Source organism: Haladaptatus sp. AB643 (assembly GCF_024136975.1).
Classification (GTDB): Archaea; Halobacteriota; Halobacteria; order Halobacteriales; family Haladaptataceae; genus Haladaptatus.
Genome location: NZ_JAMYJW010000015.1, coordinates 97,108 through 116,126, shown reverse-complemented (window position 1 = coordinate 116,126; position 19,019 = coordinate 97,108). Strand labels below are relative to the sequence as shown.

Genomic DNA, 19,019 nt, shown 5'->3' with positions numbered 1-19,019 from the left:
TCACCCACGACATGGGTGTCGTCGCCGAACTGTGCGACCGCGTGAACGTGATGTATCTCGGGGAAATCGTCGAGCAGGCCACCGTGGACGACCTGTTCCACGACACCAAACATCCCTACACCAGGGCACTGTTGGACTCGATGCCCCGTCCCGACCAAACCGTCGATGAACTGACGCCGATTCGGGGCGTCATGCCGGAAGCCATCGACCCGCCCCGAGGCTGTCGGTTCCATACGCGTTGTCCGGACGCCCGCGACATCTGTACCCAAGTCCACCCGGACGCCCGCGAACTGTCCGAGGAGGGCGAGTTCTCACACAAAGCGGCCTGCGTGAAACACGACAAATTCGACGTGGGCTACGAGCTCAGCGACCCCATCGAGATTCGAGCGACGGACGGAATCTCCGGGGATATCGTGACGGATGTACAGGGGGACGACTGAAATGAGCAACTCGGTAACGACGGGACGAGATGCGGAGAACGAGGCGGCCAACGGTGAGACCATCCTCGAAGTGGACGGTCTCACGAAACACTTCTCCGACGGCGGCGGCTTCCTGTCGGGTCTGTTCGGCGAGCAGAAGAGCGTCCGGGCCGTCGAGGACGTCTCCTTCTCGATTCGGAAGGGCGAGACGCTCGGACTGGTCGGCGAATCCGGCTGTGGCAAGAGCACGCTCGCACGGACCATCCTGCGGCTCATCGAACCGACGGACGGGACGGTGTACTTCAAGGGTGAGAACCTGACCACATTGGGCGGGGAAGAGCTGCGTACCCAGCGCAAGGACATGCAGATGATCTTCCAGGACCCGCAGTCCTCGCTGGATCCGCGCATGAAAATCGGTCCCATCGTGGAGGAACCGATGAAGGCCCACGGGCTGTACGACGCTGACGAGCGCGAGGAGAAGGCACGCGAACTGCTGGCGAAGGTCGGGTTGGACCCGCAGCACTACAACCGCCACCCGCACGCCTTCTCGGGTGGGCAACGCCAGCGGGTGAATCTGGCGCGGGCGCTGAGCGTGAACCCGGACTTCATCGTCTGTGACGAACCCGTGACGGCGCTCGACGTCTCGATTCAAGCCCAAGTGCTCAACACGATGCGCTCGCTGCAGGACGAGTTCGACTTGACGTACCTGTTCATCGCACACGACCTCTCGGTGATTCGGCACATCTCTGACCGCGTCGCCGTGATGTACCTCGGTCAGTTGGTCGAGTTGGCGGACAAGGAGGAGCTGTTCGAGAACCCACAGCATCCGTACACGCAGGCATTGCTCGAATCCATTCCCGTGCCCGACCCCCGTCTGGCGGAGGCGCGCGGCGTGCTGGAGGGCGACGTGCCGTCGCCAATCGACCCGCCGAGTGGCTGTCGGTTCCGGACCCGCTGTCCGAAACTCATCGCGCCGAAGGAGTACGATCTCTCCCACGAGGAGTGGCAAAACACGCTCGCCTTCCTTCGGGAGGTCCAGCGACGGTCGTTCGAGACGACGACGGAGTCGACCCTCGTGGACCGCTTCTTCGCCGACGGGAAGCCGACCGGCGAGGCGGGAAGCATCGTGGACGAGGCAATCGGTCGCATCTCGAACGACGACTGGGACGGTGCGACGGAACTGCTGAACGAGTCGTTCGCCGAAAAGAGCGTCTGTGCGAAGGAGCTTCCCGACTACGAGGTGCCGACCGAGCACGGAACGTCACTCCACTACGCGGCGTGTCATCACCACCGTGAGGACGTCGTCGACGGCCGTCAGGTCGATCTGTAATCGCGGAACGAGAAAAGAGGGCAATTCTTTATTGCGGGCATCCCTCGATGGGACATGCAACTGTCCGAATACACGCACACGCCCGGTGCGCATTGCGGGTCGGCGTCGCTTCGAAACCTGGCGGATTATTACGACTGGGGGCTGAACGAGTCGCTCTGTTTCGGATACGGGGCGGGACTCGGCTTCGGCTACTACGAACGCGGCCCGGCGAGCCACATCATCATGGGGCGCAACGGGCAGTTGGAGACGGGGTTCTTCGAGACGTTCGACCTCGATTACCGGGAATCGAGCGGACAGGACTGGGAAACGGCGTGGGCCGACGTGCGGGACGCCATCGCCGACGACACGCCAGTCATGCTGTTCGTGGACCTCTACTACCTCGATTACTTCGGCACGGACACCCACTTCGGACCCCACATCCTCCTCTGTGTCGGCGTCGAGGGCGACGAGGTCCTCCTTTCCGACAGCGAGTTCGATTCAATCCAGCGAATTCCCGCGTCTCACCTTCGAAGAGCGTGGAACTCGGATTACGGATTCGGCCCGCTCGACAACCACTGGATCACCGTGGCCGACCCGACCATCGAAACCGACCGAACGACGGCGGCACGGAACGCGATTCGGCGGACGACGGAGCTCATGCTCTCGCCCGAGGGTGGTGAGTGGGATTCACAGGGAGTGGACGGGATTCGGGCGTTCGCGGCGGACCTCCCCTCGTGGACGGAACTGGAGGATTCGAGCTGGTGTGCGCGCTTTGCCTACCAGAACATCGAACGACGCGGGACCGGCGGCGGCGCGTTCCGTCGGTTGTACGCCGACTTCCTCGACGCGCTCGCACCCGACCTCGGCCTCGACGAGTCGATTCCCGCGAACTGCCACGGCATCGCGGACGACTGGACCGAGTTGAGCAACACGCTCAAGGACGCGAGCGAGACCGAAGGGGAACGACAGGCTCTCCTGTTCGAGGACGCTTCCGAGCAAGCCACGAGAATCGCCGACCGCGAAGAACGGCTGTTCACGCGGCTGCGTGATGAACTGTAGTTCCGGGTATTTCTCATTCGAACCTCCTATCGGATGCTTCGGAAGTCGATTGAAGTGTTCGGCCGTCGAACCCCGCCCGGGGGGAAGAACGTGCAAGCGTACGTAATGAAATCGATCGGCGAAACGGGGTTTATCGACAAGGAACGACCGGAAGCGGGACCGAACGACGCTATCGTCCGTCCGACGAAGGCGCTCGTGTGTACCTCCGACGTTCACACCGTCGGCGGCGCGATCGGCGAGCGGGAGGACATCACGCTCGGCCACGAAGCGGTCGGAATCGTTCACGAAGTCGGGGAGGGGGTCGAGCACTTCGAACCGGGCGACCGCGTGGCAGTCGGTGCGATCACTCCGGATTGGGGGTCGCTGGCCGCTCAGGACGGCCACCCATCTCAGTCGCGGGAAGCGTTGGGCGGGTGGAAGTTCGCCAACGTCAAGGACGGCGTCTTCGCGGAGTACTTCCACGTCAACGAGGCCGACGCGAACATGGCACACATCCCGTCGTCAGTGAGCGACGAGGCGGCCGTGTACGTGACGGACATGATGAGTACCGGTTTCAGTGCGGCGGAGAAAGGGCGGATTCCAGTTGGCGGAACGGTCGCCGTTTTCGCACAGGGACCGGTCGGCTTGATGGCGACCAAGGGGGCGGCCCTGCGAGGGGCGGGGACCATCATCGCCGTCGAAACCGTTCCCGAGCGACAGGAATTGGCGGAGTTCTACGGTGCAGATGAGATCGTGGATTACACCGAGATGGATGTCGTCGAGACCATTCTAGACCTGACGGACGGCGAAGGCGTCGATGCCGCCATCGAAGCGTTGGGGACGAACACGACGTTCGAAGCGTGTGTCGAAGTGACCAAACCGGGCGGCGTCGTCTCCAACGTCGGGTATCACGGCGAGGGGGAGTACGTCGAGATCCCACGCGCGGAGTGGGGTGTCGGCATGGCCGAAAAGGACATCGTGACCTCGCTCTGTCCCGGTGGTAGGCTCCGACTTCGGCGTCTCCTGCGGTTGCTGGAGACGGACCGAGTCGATCCGACGAGGATGACGACCCACGAGTTCTCGTTCGACGACATGGAAGAGGGCTTCCACCTCATGGACACGAAGGAGGAGGGAATCATCAAACCGCTCATCGACTTCGAGTAACCGTAAAAAACATGTTCGCGTCAATCTACAGGCCGTGACGGCTCGTCCGTTTAGTCGATGACTCGAACGTCATGCAGCAGATCGGATTGTGGTGTGGAACAGGCAGAAACGAACCCGGAAGACCGGCAGGGACCACCGACGCGCTGTGGTCGGTCAGGACGCACCGGATCACCGGCACGGCGCGGCCCGTCGGGACGCAACGGCCCGCCGCGGTTCGTCGTCTTCGCGCTCGGCGTCGCCCTCGGCGTGTTCGCCTCCCGTCGACTCGAACTCGACTCCGGAGGCGATTAAATGCCCGAAATCGGCGGCGGGGGCGTCGGCGCGACGCTCGTCAACGTCTTCGAAATCGCCCCCGAAAAACAGGACGCACTCGTGGACGAAATTCGGGAAACGGTGGATTCGATGGGCGAACTGCCGGGATTCGTCTCGATGAGCCTCCATCGGAGCCTCGACGGCGAGCGCGTCGTGAACTACGTGCAGTTCGAGAGTCAGAAGGCGTTCGAAGCGCTTCGAGATTCACGCGACTGGGAGGCGGACATGGGCGAGGCGATGGCATCGGCGGAGGTGGATCCGCACTTTTACGAGGTCGTCCTCACGCACGAGGCGGAGTGAATCGGTTGCGGTGACCCCTCACTTCGTGCCGTTCTCCGGAAAGATGGATTGCGGGAGGTACGCCGAGACGACCCAATTCGGGGCGTCCACGACCTCGTTGATTTTCAGATCGACGGCCGCGGAACACAGCAGATAGGCGTCCGTCCGGCTCAATCCGTGATTCGCGTGGAGGTGGGTGATCATGTGTCGAATCGCCTTCTTGCTGGCGTCCATCAGGTCGTCGCTGATGCCGCTCGTTCCGTAGGCTCGTTCGCCGCGGGTCGCAGCGAACGGGCCGTCGGTCTCGAACTGCGGTTGTTCGATGTCCATCCCGGAGACGACGCGGAGCCGCGCCGTCACCGACATCGGCGCTTCGATACCCGTGATACAGACTTCGCCGTCTCCCTGTGCCCCGTGACAATCGCCGATGCTGAACAGCGCGCCGTCGACTTCGACGGGGAGGTAGAGGGTCGAACCTTCCGTCAGGTGTTTCACGTCGAGGTTCCCGCCGACCCGCCGCGGCGGGACCGTGCTGTGTTCCCCGTCGTCGGCGGGTGCGACCCCGAGGTTACCCGGAAACGGAGCCAGCGGGACTTCGATTCCGTCCACGAAGTGGCCGACATCCCCTTCCAATTCCCAGACGTGCAAACCCGGTTCATCGAAATCCTCGGGGAGCAGTCCGGTTCCCTCGTCACCGCCGTAACAGTACGTGAAACCGATCCCTTCGTGCTCGAACGACAGCAGTTCGACCGCGAGAACGTCCCCCGGTTTCGCCCCATCCACCGCCACCGGTCCCGTCAATGGGTGGCCGGGGAGGGCTCCGACGAGGGCTGAAACGTCCTCGACGGTCGAGTCAGCGTCGAGTCGGCCGTCCGTCGCGTCGCGGCACTCGAATCGGATCACGTCGCCGGATTCGACCGTTCGAATCGGTTCGTGGTCGCGGCTCCAACTCGTGTGGACGTGTTCGTCCTGCGCAGAAATACGGTGGTCGGGAGTGGGTGTCGATGGCATCGGCGTACGGGATGATAGCGCAAAACGGAGTATAAAACTCGTTTTCGCGGCAGTTCACGACGTGTCGATTTCGGCTACCGGACCGTGTACCCGCCGTCGAGCACGACCGTCTCCCCGGTCATGTACGCCGATGCATCGCTCGCGAGATACACCGCGGTCGGGCCGAGCGCCTCGGGCGATGCGATCTCCTCGTGGAGCATCTCGCCCTTCCAGGTATCGACGGCGTTTTCGACCGCTTCGGCCCCCTGATCGGCGTTGTCGGTGGCGATGTAGCCCGGCGCGATGTTGTTCACGCGGATGCCGTGTTCCGCCCACTCGGAGGCGAGTTGGTTCTTGAACCCTTCCAACCCGGCCTTCGAGGTGTTGTAGGCGACCTGCCGTTGTGGGTGATTGGCGATGAACGCCGACATGGAGGAGACGTTCAAAATGGTGCCGCCGCCGTTTTCGATCATCTCGCGACCGGCGGCGCGCGAACAGAGGAACGTCCCCGTGAGGTTCACGTCGATGACGTCGCGCCACTCGTCCAGCGTCATGGTTTCCATGGCCTCGTGCACGACGATTCCGGCGTTGTTGACGAGGATATCGACGCCGCCGAACCGCTCGACGGTCGCTTCGACCATCGCTTCAACCGCATCTTCGTCGGCCACGTCACATTCGACGGCGAGCGTCTCCACTCCCGTCTCGTCGGCGAGTTCGTCCGCCGCGGTTTCCCCTGCCGGTCCGTTCCGGTTCGCGACGACGACGTCCGCGCCCGCCTCCGCGAGCGCGGTTGCGATTGCTCGGCCGATACCACGGTTTCCGCCGGTCACGATAGCCGTCTTTCCGTCGAGTGAGAACGCGTCGAGTACGGACATATTCGTCCCATCGTACGGGGTGCACAAAACGATACGGAACTGTCGAATCGAAAGAAAGTGGTTTCGGGGTCAGTCGTCGCTCATCGACGGCGGCGGACTGACCGTTCCCTTCGGGGTGACACCCCAATCGGTGTTCTTCTCGGTACCCATCTGGAGTCGGAGTTCTCCGCCGTCTTCGAGGTCGGCGTGGTCGAACCAGCTCTCGCGGTGAACGTCCCCGTTCAGGTGCGCGTTCTGGATGTACCGATAGCGGTCGCTGTCGTACTCCGCCCCGGTCGTGTCGACGACGAACTGCCCGCCGCCGTAGTGGTAGTCGGGCAGATTGATGGTCACGGTTTCGAACGCCGGGGAACCGATGACGTAGCTTCCGCTCGCGGGCGTGACGGCGTAGAATCCCATGGCGCTCATGACGTACCACGCGGACATCTGTCCGACGTCCTCATTACCCGGAACCCCACCCGGTCCCGTCGTGTACAGCGAGTTCATGACGTCCTGGACGACCTCCTGGGTCTTCCACGGCTGTCCCGCGAAGGGGTACAGGTACGGGGCGTGATGCGACGGCTCGTTCCCCTGCCAGTAGTGGGTGAACGGGTCGTTCCAGCTGGGATAGACGAACTCGTCGAACATGTGGTCGAGGCGCTCGACGAACGTCTCCTCGCCCATCAGGTCCACGAGACCGCCGATATCTTGGAGGGTGTGCCACGTGTACGACCACGAGTTCCCCTCGGTGAACCCGCCCCAGTCGGTCGGTTTCCACTCGCCGTCGTCGGGCGAGTACCACGACCCGTCGGCCATCCGCGGCCGCATGAACTTCGTGTCGGGGTCGAAGACGTTCTCGTAGAACCCGGCGCGTTTCATGAACGTCTCGTAGTCGTCGTCCTTCCCGAGCAGGTCGGCCGCCTGCGCGATGGCGAAGTCGTTGTAGCTCCCCTCCAGCGTCGTGGAAACGGACCCGCCCGCGTTCCCCTTGTCGTCCTCGGGGATGTATCCGTACTCGGTGTACTTGTCGAGACCGAGACGTCCGGCGTAGTACGTGTCGTCGCCAGGCATCCGCGTCGAGTTCTTGTACATCGCCTCGTACGCCAGGTCCGTGTCGTAGCCCTCGGTGAGTCCTTTCACCATCGATTCGCCGATGATGGAGGTCGCGTGGTCGGCAATCATCACGTTCGTGTAGCGATTGGCGAACTCCCACTTCGGAAGCCAGCCCCCGTGCTCGTACATGTCGAGCAGGGATTTGATGGCGTCCTCCTGCACCTTCGGCTCCACGATGTTCAGGAGCGGGTGTTCGGCGCGGAAGGTGTCCCACAGCGAGAACATCTGGTAGTGGTGGTAGCCGTCGGCGGTGTACACCTCGTCGTCCATTCCGAGGTACTCGCCGTTGGCGTCCTCGAAGATGGTCGGACCGAGCATCGCGTGGTACAGCGCCGTGTAGAATTTCACCTTGTTCGCGTCGTCGCCCTCGACCTCGATACGACCCAACCTGTCGTTCCACGTCTCCGTCGCGTCCGCCTCGACCCGGTCGAAGTCCCAGTCGGGGACCTCGGTTTCGAGGTTGTTCATCGCGTTCTCCCGACTCACGTAGGAGATTCCGACCTTCACGACGACCTCGCTCGCGTCGGCGTACCGAACGAACGCGCCGACGTCTGGTCCGCTCGCCGATTTCGATCCGTCGGTGGTCTCGACGCCGTTCCACGTGCCGTACTCGTCGAACGGCTTCGAGAACTTCGCCGCGAAGTGGATCGAGTACGGTTCGGCTCCGGAACAGAACGGTCCCGGGACGGTCTGACTCCCGACGACGGTTCGTTCGTCCCGAAGTTCGACGTCCGCACTCTTCGTTCCGGAATCCCCGAGGTTGTACCCCGCATCGAGGAGGAACCCGGCGTCGCTCCCGTCGTCGAAGGTGTATCGGTGAACGCCGACGCGGTCCGTCGCGGTCACTTCGGCCTTCGTCGCGTACTCTTCGAGCCGAACCGAGTAGTAGCCCGGTCTGGCCGACTCGGTTTCGTGCGAGAACGTCGAGCTGAGTTGTGGAAGGGACAATCCAACGCCGTCCCCCGCCCCGTCGAACGAGAGCGCGGTTCCGGACGCTCCGTCGGTCGATTCGGGGTCGCCGTAGACCGTCCCCGTGTAGTCGTTCCCTGAGTCGTCGGCGACGTCGTCGCCGTCGTCCGGGGAACTCAGGTCGTCGAACGAATAGGCGAAGAGTTCGCCGTCGCCGACCGACCCGCCGTCGGCGAGCGCCCGTATCTCGCACTCGTCGAGAACCCGGGAGTACACCGCGACTTCGTCCATATCCCCGGTAAACCACTCGCCGCCGTTGTCGACGGCACCGCCGACGCTCCACGGGAGTTCGCTGGTTGCGAGGGTCCCGACGGTCGCATCGTCGCCGTCCTCGGCCGAGGCGACTTCCTCGCCATCGACGTAGGCGGCGACCCGGTTGCCGCTCTCGTAGGTGACGGCGTAGTGGTGCCACTCCCCGTCGACGTACGGTTCGAAGTCGAACGATGCGGTCTGGTAGCCCATCCCCTCGGAGAACCAGACGACGTTGGCATTGTGGGGGCTCCACACCTGTAGCGGCGTGATGTTGTGGTCGTGACGGAGGAGCGACGTCATTCCACCGGGCGCTTTGTCCGTTCTGAACCAGAACGACGCGGATAGCTCGTCCGTGACGTTGAGTTCGCGCTGTTCCCGTTTGACCGTCGTCACGTCTTCCGTCGTCGGGCTGAGGAGGAAGTTGCCGAGGCCGAAACAACCGGTTCCGGAAACGTGCGTGTGGCTGAAGCCGAGTATCTCGTCGTCCTCGTAGTGATAGCCCGCGATGTTGCTCGTTCCGGTATCGGGGCTCAACTGTACCATCCCGTGCGGACGCGTCGCGCCGGGGTAGTTGTTCGGGTACGGCATCGCACCGCCACCCTCACCGGCGGCGGCCGCGCGGGCGGTGCCGATGAACGTGTCGGCGTACTCCACCGGTTCGCTGGCCTTCTCCGGGTCGACGCTTATCGGGCCGTTGGAATCAGCGGCGTCGATACCCTGTACCCCCGTGAACGCGCCGAGGCCGAGTGCAGCCGTTCCCTTGAGAACGGTGCGGCGGCGTATCCTGGAGAGGGTCGTCCGTTCGGTGCTGCTATCTGTTTCGGTCGGGTTTGTGTCTGCCATTTGTAGTGTACTCTGTTGGTGGCGCAGTGGGCGACGGGGGTTCGATCCTCGTCACCAGTTGCCAAGATAATATTCCTAAACCATCCTAAAATATATTTTTATAAAAATAATTAAATTCTATATAGTGTGAACTCAATGAAAATATATGTGTCAAGAGATTCTCCGGTTGGTCTGACATCCCATCCGATCGGCGCGGTGGCGCGCGCGCCATAAATCCAAATATATTATTCTTAATTTAGATATTTTAATTACAAAATTTACTTGGAGAATTATTTGCAAAGCATATTTTATGGAATCATTCCTAGTAACACCGTTCGGTATCTGTAACGGATTTTTGATTGCCGTCCTCCGTAACTGGGTCAATTTCCTACAGTCCTCAACCGTATCGAGTGAATATATTGATAATAGGGGATAATACACGTATATACCGTGACAAACGGAACCTCGTGCCGTCACACATCGTGAACCGATGACCGCGCGATTTTCGTCGCTTTTCCCGTGTTCGTCCGTGAGCGGATACTCCTCGACGCGATATTGGCCGATTCACAAAACGTAAATAGTCACCCTTGGTAGCTATTCTCCATGGTGGGTGATTCCCCCCCGAGTCGTCCGCTGAAGACCGTCGAGACCGCCGTCGACATCGTCGACGCGATTCAACGGCTAGACGGCGCGGACATCGGGGAACTCGCTCGGGAGTTCGACCTCGCACAGAGCACGATTCATGGCTACGTGAAAACCCTCGAAAACCGCGGCTACCTCACCTTCGAAGACGGGACGTATCACGTCGGGCTAGAGTTTCTGAACAAGGGTGGCCACGCTCGCAAACGAAAACGCGAGTACGACTTCATCATCGGAAAACTGGACGACCTGGCCGAACAGACCGGCGAGCGTGTCCAGTTCATCGTCGAGGAAAACGGCCGTGGCTACTACATCCACACGTCCATCGGGGAGAACGCGGTTCACGTCGATGCGCACATCGGAAAGAAGATTCACCTCCACGCGAGCTCGGCGGGCAAGGCGATACTCGCCACCCTTCCGGAGGAACGCGTCGATGCCATCCTCGACCGTTGGGGACTCCCCGTCTACACCCAGCAGACGGTGACGACCCGCGAGGCGCTGTTCGAGGAACTCCGATCCATTCGGGACGTCGGGTACGCGACGAGCGAACAGGAGTCCATCGACGGCCTTCGAGCGGTCGGCGCGCCGATACAGGTGGACGGGGACGAAGCCATCGGGGCGATCAGTTTTTCCGGTCCCGCACACCGCTTGACGGGCGAGTGGTTCGAGGACGAGATTCCCAACCTCGTCCTCGGCGTCACGAACGAAATCGAACTGGATCTCAAATACCAGTAATCGGCACGGATCGTCGTTTTACAATATTCGAACTCCCATTTCGCCGACTCCTTGGGTAGTGGAACGTAATTATTAAATATTAGTTCGGGATTGCCGTGCCTGTTGATGACTGGTAACAAGCACCCCATCTCACGGCGGAACTTCTTGGCGGGAGCGGCAGCGAGTAGTGCCCTTTTGGCAGGATGTACAGGTGACAGTGGTGGCTCGTATCCGAGTGAGGATATGCACTACATCGTCCCGTTCAGTCAGGGCGGCGGGACGGACACCTACGCACGCAAGGTCGTCCCCGAAATCGGCAACGAACTCGACGTCAGCGTCGCCATCGAGAACGTCCCCGGTGCCGCGTCGCTGAAGGGTACCGGCGAACTGCTGAAATCGAAATCCGACGGCTACACGTTCGGCGGCTTCAACCCCCCGTCGACGCCGATATCTTACCTCGTCCACGAGCCGAGTTGGGACATCACGAACCTCGTCCCGGTGGCGACGTACGCCCGGACGCCGTACGCCGTCTTCGCTCGTCCGGAGCTCAAGATCGAGGGGATGAAGGATTTGGCGAAGCGGTACCGGAGCGGTGACCTCTCGAAATTCGCCGGGCTCGCTCGCGGTGGCATCGTCCACGTCGCGGCGAACGTGATGAAATCGGAGTACGATCTGAAGTACAACCGGTACATCGGCTACGACGGCGGTGGCCCGGCGATCAAAGCGGCCATCTCGGGCGAGGTTCCGGTCGTGGCGACGACGGACACGGCGGCGATGAGCGCCGTCGACTCCGGCAAGTTGGAACCCATCGCCATCCTTTCGAGCGAGGGGAGTAGCGTGTTCAAAGACGCGCCGTCCCCCTCGGACGAGGGGCTGCCGAGCATCGACTACATCGGCCAGCTTACCCGCTGTATGTTCCTCCCGAAAGGAACGGACACGAAAAAGCGCGACAAGGTCGAAAAGGCCGTGAAATCGGCGCTGAAACACGACTCGGTTCAGCAGTGGTCGAAGAAGACCGGGAACATCGTGGAGTTCGGCGGCCACGAGAAGGCGAAGAAGGCCCTCAACGACTCCATCGAAACGATTCCGAAGAAGGTAGACCTGCAGAAAATCGCGAGCGAATAACTAACACAGAGATATGGACTTGGAATATTCGGAGACACACGATTACGATGTCGCCGTAGTGGGGAGCGGAACCGCCGGACTCGTCGCCGGGCTTCGGGCCGCGGAACTCGGACGTTCGGTCGCGGTGCTGGAAAAAGCACCCGAGGAACGACAGGGTGGCCACACCCGCTTTAGCGAATCTTTCCGCGTGCCGTCGGTCGGTACCGACCTCGAAGAGTACGGCTACGAGTTCGCCGTGGATGACTACACGGAGGAGGATTTCTACGACGACATCATGAACCAGACGAGCGGGAAAGCCAACGAGGCGTTGACCACCACCCTCGTCGAGAACGCCGGGGATACCGTCGAGTGGCTGACCGCGGCGGGCGTCGATTGGCAAATGGAACCACTCGCGGTGGGATACACCGCCGCCCGAACGTGGTTCGACGGCGAGGAGTACGTCGAAACGCTCACCGCCGCCGCCGAGGACGCTGGTGCGGACTTTTGGTTCGAGACGGAGGCAGCGGCGCTCCACCGCGCACCGACCGGGGAAATCGACGGCATCGGCGCACGGACGCCGGACGGACAGGTCAAGTTCGACGTTGACGCGGTCATTCTCGCGGCGGGCGATTACGGCTCCAACGACGAGAAACGGGTCCGCTACTACGGCCCCGGCTACGACGAGATGAACGTCCGCGGCAGTCGGTACAACACCGGGGAAGCGCTGATGATGGCCGAGTCGGCGGGCGCGAACCTCGTCGGTCAGTGGGGCGGCGCACACATGGCGCTCATCGACGCGGCGTCGCCGGACGTCGAAGGCGGCGCGAACCGCGTCGACGGCTACCAGTACGGCGTCATCCTCAACGACGACGGCGAACGCTTCGTGGACGAAGGCGAGGACGCCAGGGCACACACCTACGCCAAGTTCGGCCGGAAAATCTTCGAGCAACCGAACCACGTCGGCTACATCGTTCTCGACTCGAAGGCCCACGACATGGTGCGGGCGACCGGTCCGTCCGACCCGGTCCGGGCCGACGACTTCGAGGAATTGCTCACGGAAATCGGCTGTGGCGACCCCGCGGCCGGAGCCGAGACGATTCGAGCGTTCAACGGCGCGTGTAACCCGGACGAGTTCGAACCGAACGTGTTGGACAGCAACCGCACGGACGGCCTGGCGCTCGAAAAGTCGAACTGGGCGATTCCGATAGACGAACCGCCGTACTACGCCTACGCCGTAACCGGCGGCATCACGTTCAGCTTCGGCGGCGTGAAGACCGACACCGACGCGTCCGTCATCGACACCCGTGATACGACGATTCCGGGCCTGTTCGCCGCCGGAAACAGCACCGGCGGGTTGTTCTACGACAACTATCCGGGCGGGACCGCACAGACGAACGCGGCGGTGTACGGCAAGATAGCGGCCGAATCGGCGGACGGGTACATCCGATCATGAGCAACGAGGAGCAACCGGGAACCTTCGAACGCAACCCGGCAACGCCAGTCGCGGAGTTCCTTCGGGAGATCGACGGCGGACCGGTGTTCTTCTGGTTCCTCGTCGTCGTCGCCGGATACATGTTCGTGACCGCCGGGCAGTTCTCGTCGTCCGCACAACTCTTCCCCCGACTAACCGCGGGGACGGTGCTCGTCGCGGGCGCGCTCCGATTGGCGGTGACGCAGTTGGATATCGGCGTGGAGCGCAGCGAAGCGGTCGTCCTGAGCGGCGGCCACGACGAATCCGAGGAAGAGGACGAGGGTGAAACGACGCTCGAATCCATGCTCATCCTCGGCGTCCTCGTCATCGGCTACGTCCTCGGCGGCTTCTTCGTCGGGTTGTTCTGGCCCACACCGCCGTTCGTCTTCCTGTACCTGCTGTACAAGCGACAACCGCTCTGGCGCACGGCCCTGCTCACGGTCGCCATGACCGCCGTCGCCTACGGCTTCATGACCATCATGAACCTCGACCTCATGACGGGGGGATTCTGATGGCGGATCTCGGGGTTCTCGTCCACGCGACGAAAATCGTGCTCTCGTGGCCGAACATCGGGCTCGTCCTGCTCGGCGTCCTCATCGGCATCATCGGCGGGGCACTGCCGGGCGTCGGCGGTGCGCTCACCGTCGCGATCACGATGCCGTTCACGCTGGGAATGCCGAGTACGACCGCCATCATCTTCCTGATGGGGATCTACAACGGCGTGATGTACGGCGGCAGCATCTCCTCGATCCTGTTCAACGTCCCCGGCGACTCGTCGGCCGCCGCGACGACGCTCGAAGGCTATCCGATGACGAAACAGGGTCGTGCCATCGACGCGCTGACGATATCGGCACTCTCGTCGGGATTGGGCGACCTCTTCGGCTCCATCGTCATCATCCTGTTGATGCCGGTGATGGTGTCGCTGGTACTGATGTTCGGCACGCCGGAGTACTTCCTCATCGCCCTCTTCGGCCTGTCGCTCATCATCGTCGTCTCGGACGGTTCGTTCCTGAAGGACGTGATGGCGGGCGGGTTCGGCGCGCTCATCGCCACCGTCGGCGTCGCGCCGATGTCGATTTCGGAGCGCTACACGTTCGGCATGCTCGGGCTGTACGACGGCGTCAACTTCGTCGCCGCGCTCATCGGCATCTTCGCCATCTCCGAAATGCTTCGACTGAGCCTTCGCGACGGGAGCATCTCCCGCGACGGCGACGTGGACGTGAGCGGCAGCGTGATGTCCGGCGTGAGGCAGGTCCTCTCGAAACCGGTCACCCTGCTCAAATCGTCCAGCATCGGCCTGCTGGTCGGGGCGATTCCCGGTTCCGGCGGGTCGGTCTCGACGTTCATCGCCTACGGAGAGGCGAAGCGGTCGAGCAAGAACCCGGACGAGTTCGGCAGCGGTGCCGAGGAAGGCGTCGTCGCGACGGAGTCCGCGAACAACGCGACGGTCAGCGGCGCGTTGATACCGACGTTGACGTTCGGCATTCCGGGCAGTACGACGACCGCGGTGCTCATCGGCGCGCTCATGCTTCACGGAGTGCGCCCCGGACCGGCGCTGTTCGACCAACAGATCGGGCTCACGTACTCCATCTTCGCGACGCTCGTCATCTGTAGCGTCGTCATCATCGTCTTCGGCCTGCTCGTCGTCCGATGGGCGGGGTACATCACGACGGTCAACACGGACCTGATAATCCCGGTCATCATCTGCCTCTCGATTCTGGGGGCCTACTCGCTTCACTCGAACTACATCGACGTGTTCGTGGTGCTCGTAATGGGCTTCGTCGGGTATCTCATGGACGCCTACGACTATTCGCTCGTGGCGTTCCTCCTGGGACTCATCCTCGGGCCGATCGCCGAGGAGAACCTGTATCGGTCGCTCCAACTGAGCGGCGGGAGTTTCGGCATCTTCGTCGCCAACCCGCTCCGCATCGCGCTCGTTCTGATGACCATCCTCGTCATCGTCGGGCCGTACGTGCGACCGCTGTTCGAGCAACTGCAACGACGGGCAACCAGCCAGTAACACCACATCAATTCACCCTTTGACGGATAGAAAATAATGCAGCAAGAGATAATTCACTGTGCGTTAGTACGGGGCGGTACGAGCAAAGGCGTCCTCATCTCCGGCGGCGAACTTCCGGCGGAGAACCACGACGATGCGATCCTTTCCCTGTTCGGGAGCCACGAGCCACGGCAGGTGGACGGACTCGGCGGTGCGACATCGACGACATCAAAGCTGATGATCGTCTCGCCGAGTTCGCGACCCGACGTGGACGTGGATTACACCTTCGGACAGGTCGGCGTCACGGAACCTCTCATCGACTACGGCGGCAACTGCGGCAACATGACCACCGGAATCGGGCCGTTCGCCTACGACGAGGGACTGATCCACGCCGAACCGGACGAGGACGGCCGCGTGTCGCTCTCGCTCTACAACACGAACACGGGGACGTTCCTCGAACAGTCGTTCCCGGTGGACGGATCGCGTGCCGTTTCGACCGGGGAGTTCTCCATCGAGGGCGTCCCCGGAACCGGTGCACGGGTCGATACGACGTTTCTCGACCCCGGCGGATCGAAAACCGGGTCGCTGTTCCCGCTCGGCGGACCGACGATAACGCTCGAAACCCCGTTCGAGGACATCGAAGCGACGGTACTCGACGTGACGACGCCCGTCGCGTTCGTACGGGCGCGTGACCTCGGACTCGACGGGACGGAAGGGCCGAAGCGAATCGACACCGACGACGAACTCCTCGAACGGATCGAGCGGATCCGGGCGCACGTCTGTGCGGAACTCGGCCTCGTGGACGACCCCACCGACGCGGCGGCGGAATCGCCGGGCTATCCGAAACTCGCGTTCGTCTCCGAGCCGAAAACGTACGACACGAAAAACGGAATCGTGGAGGCGTGCGGACTCGACCTCACGGCACGCATCATGAGCATGCAGTACCTCCACCCGATCTACGCCGTGACCGGGGCGGCGTGTACGGCGGCCGCGGCACTGCTCCCCGGCACGATTCCGAACGAAGCCGCGGCGGTGAGCGATACCGACGTGACGCTCGGCCATCCACGCGGGACGATGACCGTCTCGGTCGATGCCGAAGCGGAAACCGTGCGGTCGGTGACCGTCTCCCGAACACAACGACGGCTCATGGAAGGAGATGCGTTCTACACGGTAACGGAGCCGTCTCCGGTCGAAAAATAAGCGATTTGAGGGTGCGAACTACTTCAGCGTCGCGTCGAGCGTGATCTCCGGCCCTGCCAGCGCTTTCGAGACTGGGCAGGTTTCCTTCGCTTCCGTGGCGATGTCGTCGAACGTCGCCTCGTCGATGTCCGGAATCTCGGCCTCCAGCGTCAGGTCGATGCGCGGGATTTCGAACCCGCCGCCGTCGGCGCTTTCGAGGTGAACGTCCGCCTCGGTATCGAGGCTGTCTGGCGTGTACCCCTCGCCTTCGAGGAGCGCGGTCAGCTGCATCGAGAAACAGCCCGAGTGGGCCGCGCCGATGAGCTCTTCGGGGTTCGTTCCCACCTCGTCCTCGAAACGCGTCGGGAACTTGAACGTCCCCTCGATCTGTCCGCTCTCGGTCTCGAAGTCGCCGCTGCCGTCCTTGCCGCCGGTCCATGTCGTCTCCGCTTGTCTTGAAACCATCTCATCACCGGGTACGGGAAGCTACCGTATGGTACTATTGGCAGCGAACGTAACCGGCGGGCGGCACGTCGATACACATCCCGGTGGTAGTGATATCGACGGACGTCGAGGTAGCTCCTGGACATCTCTCTTTCCTACCATTCTACTTGGTAAATCAGCTCGACGAACGCTCGACCGAAAAGTAATACGTATGATGGAAATTCCGTTCCTCGCCAACACCCTTCCTACGTGGATACGTTCCGACCTGAAAGGGATTGTATCCGAGACTGGAAAATCCGACCCCGACCGATCGGTGAAACGACCGCAGTCACGTCGGAACGGTCCTCCGGAGATATCGTGACGGAGACCGGTCGGAATACACATCACGATCCGCGCCGTGTCGGATACTACCCCGTCCTCTGATATTCCAAACAGCATCCTATGATCGATCGATGAAAGATCTATCGTTTCCTATATAATCCGATAACAAAATTCTTCGATAATTACTGCTAATCGACATCGGCTACCGACTGATTCGTGAAAGAAACATCTCCGTAGTTGGTCGGATTGGATCGTTTTCGACGGCCGTATCCACCTCCGTCTCCACCGCCGTACCCGTTTTACCGTCCACCCATTACAGCCCATTACACCCCTAATTTTGTAACGGAGATCATGTCATGCTTTTTTCGTGGCCGTATTCGTAGCAATATCGGTCAAGAACGGGAATCGGTCCGCGTCTCAGATGAAGTTCGGATGGTCGGATTCCTGCTCGGCCATGTTGATGTTCACCTCGATGACGTTCGCCGCGTTGGTGACTTTCTCGACCATCGTATCGTGATACTCCGCTTCGTTCATTCGATTGGTCGGGCCGGAAACGCTGACCGCTCCGAGAACGCGATCCTCCCTGTCCAACACGGGTGCACCGATCGCTTTGAGTCCCTCTATCTCCTCCTCGTCGTTGTAGGCGTATCCGCGCTCTCGAATCTCCTCCAATTCCGCGAGCAGTTCCTCGCGGTCGGTGATCGTGTTCTTCGTCTTGCGAACCAATCCGTAGCGGTCGATGATCCCGTTCACGCGCTCGGTCGGGAGCGATGCGAGGATCGACTTTCCGGTCGCGGAGAAGTGGAGATAATCCGGCTTCTGTAGTTTGCTCGTCTGGTAGTTGCTCCCCACCGCTTTCGTCCCTCTGACTTTGTAGAGGTTCACACTCAGCCCGTGCTGTTCGGTCGCGAGATGGGCGTACTCCCCCGTCTCGTCGGCCAGGCTCTCTATCTCCTCTTTACCGATACTGTACAACTTGTTCTGATTACGAACGTACTCACCGAGGAGGAGGAACTGCAGCGACAGCGAGTACGTGCTTCCCTCCTGAACGACGAATTTGTTCTCACGAAGCGTCGCGAGATGGTTGTACACGGCACTTTTCGACATATCGAGGTGCTCCGCCAGTTCCGTCACTCCCGCCCCGTTCAACTCCTCCAGCGCTTGTATCACGTCGAACGCTCGCGTCACCGTTTTCAACGTGCGCGACGAGCCCGTTTCCGTTCGATCGGTCATGTGAGAGGATACCGAATCCAACCGTAATAGTGTTTGTATATGGTGCAGGGTTTTCCGGCGAGCAAAACCAATAGCAGTAAACGACCTTTATCGATATTGGAAATGATTGAATTTCTTATATATCCTCCCTCAGTCCTCGAATAGCCCGTTTTCCGGTGAATAGACCGTTTCGACTTCGTCCACAACTGTTCTCCATACGTGCAAACCATTTCTTGACATTCAGGCTTCGACACCGTATCTTTTTACAGTATTTCGAACGGACAAATGATATTCCCGTAATTCACGGCGTATGGGCGCTCTATAGCCAGTCGCGAATTCATCCGATGTTCTCGATAGATGCAATCCACTGTTCGAGTGTCGGTCGAATTCGAATTCTCCAGCTATCGGATTCGTC

General features: G+C 61.5%; 17 protein-coding genes. 12 read left to right on the top strand and 5 right to left on the bottom strand.

Going from position 1 to position 19,019, the window contains the following annotated elements:
* The 6 genes from NKF25_RS22135 to NKF25_RS22110 all read left to right on the top strand — a co-directional run.
* On the top strand, positions 1-440 hold a 440-nt coding region (locus NKF25_RS22135; protein WP_342766351.1), incomplete at its 5' end, for an oligopeptide/dipeptide ABC transporter ATP-binding protein.
* Position 441: 1 nt separating this feature from the next.
* Positions 442-1,749, top strand: a complete 1,308-nt coding sequence (locus tag NKF25_RS22130) for an oligopeptide/dipeptide ABC transporter ATP-binding protein (RefSeq protein WP_253228807.1) — start codon at positions 442-444, stop codon at positions 1,747-1,749.
* A 54-nt stretch (positions 1,750-1,803) separates the two neighbouring features.
* Positions 1,804-2,787 carry a BtrH N-terminal domain-containing protein gene (locus tag NKF25_RS22125; RefSeq protein ID WP_253228806.1) on the top strand — a complete coding sequence of 328 codons (984 nt, stop codon included), beginning with the start codon at positions 1,804-1,806 and terminating at the stop codon, positions 2,785-2,787.
* Between the two features lie 90 nt (positions 2,788-2,877).
* A complete protein-coding gene (locus NKF25_RS22120) occupies positions 2,878-3,930 on the top strand; it encodes a zinc-binding dehydrogenase (protein ID WP_253228805.1) in 1,053 nt (350 codons plus the stop codon).
* A 93-nt stretch (positions 3,931-4,023) separates the two neighbouring features.
* A complete protein-coding gene (locus NKF25_RS22115) occupies positions 4,024-4,221 on the top strand; it encodes a hypothetical protein (protein WP_253228804.1) in 198 nt (65 codons plus the stop codon).
* A complete protein-coding gene (locus tag NKF25_RS22110) occupies positions 4,222-4,542 on the top strand; it encodes an antibiotic biosynthesis monooxygenase family protein (RefSeq protein WP_253228803.1) in 321 nt (106 codons plus the stop codon). It begins immediately after the preceding gene.
* Positions 4,543-4,560: 18 nt separating this feature from the next.
* On the opposite strand, the gene NKF25_RS22105 is transcribed toward NKF25_RS22110, so the two are convergent.
* The 3 genes from NKF25_RS22105 to NKF25_RS22095 all read right to left on the bottom strand — a co-directional run bounded on the left by NKF25_RS22105 (position 4,561) and on the right by NKF25_RS22095 (position 9,542).
* Positions 4,561-5,532: an acetamidase/formamidase family protein gene (locus tag NKF25_RS22105; RefSeq protein WP_253228802.1), complete on the bottom strand. Its 972-nt coding sequence runs from the start codon at positions 5,530-5,532 to the stop codon at positions 4,561-4,563.
* Between the two features lie 74 nt (positions 5,533-5,606).
* Positions 5,607-6,386: an SDR family oxidoreductase gene (locus tag NKF25_RS22100; protein ID WP_253228801.1), complete on the bottom strand. Its 780-nt coding sequence runs from the start codon at positions 6,384-6,386 to the stop codon at positions 5,607-5,609.
* Positions 6,387-6,455: 69 nt separating this feature from the next.
* Entirely contained in the window at positions 6,456-9,542 is a 3,087-nt protein-coding gene (locus NKF25_RS22095) for a GH92 family glycosyl hydrolase (protein WP_253228800.1), read from the bottom strand.
* A 582-nt stretch (positions 9,543-10,124) separates the two neighbouring features.
* Between NKF25_RS22095 and NKF25_RS22090 the strand changes: the two genes are divergently transcribed.
* From NKF25_RS22090 to NKF25_RS22065, 6 genes are all read left to right on the top strand, one after another.
* Positions 10,125-10,895 carry an IclR family transcriptional regulator gene (locus NKF25_RS22090; RefSeq protein ID WP_253228799.1) on the top strand — a complete coding sequence of 257 codons (771 nt, stop codon included), beginning with the start codon at positions 10,125-10,127 and terminating at the stop codon, positions 10,893-10,895.
* Between the two features lie 222 nt (positions 10,896-11,117).
* Positions 11,118-11,999 (top strand): tripartite tricarboxylate transporter substrate binding protein, encoded by an 882-nt coding sequence (locus NKF25_RS22085; RefSeq protein WP_253228798.1) that lies wholly within the window; start codon positions 11,118-11,120, stop codon positions 11,997-11,999.
* Between the two features lie 13 nt (positions 12,000-12,012).
* Positions 12,013-13,431 (top strand): FAD-dependent tricarballylate dehydrogenase TcuA, encoded by a 1,419-nt coding sequence (gene tcuA / locus NKF25_RS22080; protein ID WP_253228797.1) that lies wholly within the window; start codon positions 12,013-12,015, stop codon positions 13,429-13,431.
* Positions 13,428-13,961 carry a tripartite tricarboxylate transporter TctB family protein gene (locus NKF25_RS22075; protein WP_253228796.1) on the top strand — a complete coding sequence of 178 codons (534 nt, stop codon included), beginning with the start codon at positions 13,428-13,430 and terminating at the stop codon, positions 13,959-13,961. Before tcuA ends, NKF25_RS22075 begins: the two co-directional genes overlap by 4 nt.
* A complete protein-coding gene (locus NKF25_RS22070; protein WP_253228795.1) occupies positions 13,961-15,469 on the top strand; it encodes a tripartite tricarboxylate transporter permease in 1,509 nt (502 codons plus the stop codon). The genes NKF25_RS22075 and NKF25_RS22070 overlap by 1 nt, the downstream gene beginning before the upstream one ends.
* Positions 15,470-15,505: 36 nt before the next feature.
* Entirely contained in the window at positions 15,506-16,648 is a 1,143-nt protein-coding gene (locus NKF25_RS22065; protein ID WP_253228794.1) for a PrpF domain-containing protein, read from the top strand.
* 18 nt (positions 16,649-16,666) lie between these two features.
* Here the strand turns inward: NKF25_RS22065 and NKF25_RS22060 are convergent, their stop codons facing one another.
* The gene (locus tag NKF25_RS22060) at positions 16,667-17,092 is read right to left on the bottom strand and encodes an OsmC family protein (RefSeq protein ID WP_253228793.1); all 426 of its coding nucleotides are present in this window, start codon (positions 17,090-17,092) and stop codon (positions 16,667-16,669) included.
* 717 nt (positions 17,093-17,809) lie between these two features.
* Positions 17,810-18,625: an IclR family transcriptional regulator gene (locus NKF25_RS22055; protein WP_253228792.1), complete on the bottom strand. Its 816-nt coding sequence runs from the start codon at positions 18,623-18,625 to the stop codon at positions 17,810-17,812.
* Between the last annotated feature and the right edge of the window lie 394 nt (positions 18,626-19,019).

Bases quoted from the DNA above. Each gene is read 5' to 3' on its own strand.
- NKF25_RS22130 (WP_253228807.1), top strand. From the start codon at position 442: ATGAGCAACTCGGTAACGACGGGACGAGATGCGGAGAACGAGGCGGCC.
- NKF25_RS22125 (WP_253228806.1), top strand. From the start codon at position 1,804: ATGCAACTGTCCGAATACACGCACACGCCCGGTGCGCATTGCGGGTCG.
- NKF25_RS22110 (WP_253228803.1), top strand. From the start codon at position 4,222: ATGCCCGAAATCGGCGGCGGGGGCGTCGGCGCGACGCTCGTCAACGTC.
- NKF25_RS22105 (WP_253228802.1), bottom strand. From the start codon at position 5,532: ATGCCATCGACACCCACTCCCGACCACCGTATTTCTGCGCAGGACGAA.
- NKF25_RS22100 (WP_253228801.1), bottom strand. From the start codon at position 6,386: ATGTCCGTACTCGACGCGTTCTCACTCGACGGAAAGACGGCTATCGTG.
- NKF25_RS22095 (WP_253228800.1), bottom strand. From the start codon at position 9,542: ATGGCAGACACAAACCCGACCGAAACAGATAGCAGCACCGAACGGACG.
- NKF25_RS22090 (WP_253228799.1), top strand. From the start codon at position 10,125: ATGGTGGGTGATTCCCCCCCGAGTCGTCCGCTGAAGACCGTCGAGACC.
- NKF25_RS22085 (WP_253228798.1), top strand. From the start codon at position 11,118: ATGCACTACATCGTCCCGTTCAGTCAGGGCGGCGGGACGGACACCTAC.
- tcuA (WP_253228797.1), top strand. From the start codon at position 12,013: ATGGACTTGGAATATTCGGAGACACACGATTACGATGTCGCCGTAGTG.
- NKF25_RS22075 (WP_253228796.1), top strand. From the start codon at position 13,428: ATGAGCAACGAGGAGCAACCGGGAACCTTCGAACGCAACCCGGCAACG.
- NKF25_RS22070 (WP_253228795.1), top strand. From the start codon at position 13,961: ATGGCGGATCTCGGGGTTCTCGTCCACGCGACGAAAATCGTGCTCTCG.
- NKF25_RS22065 (WP_253228794.1), top strand. From the start codon at position 15,506: ATGCAGCAAGAGATAATTCACTGTGCGTTAGTACGGGGCGGTACGAGC.
- NKF25_RS22060 (WP_253228793.1), bottom strand. From the start codon at position 17,092: ATGGTTTCAAGACAAGCGGAGACGACATGGACCGGCGGCAAGGACGGC.
- NKF25_RS22055 (WP_253228792.1), bottom strand. From the start codon at position 18,625: ATGACCGATCGAACGGAAACGGGCTCGTCGCGCACGTTGAAAACGGTG.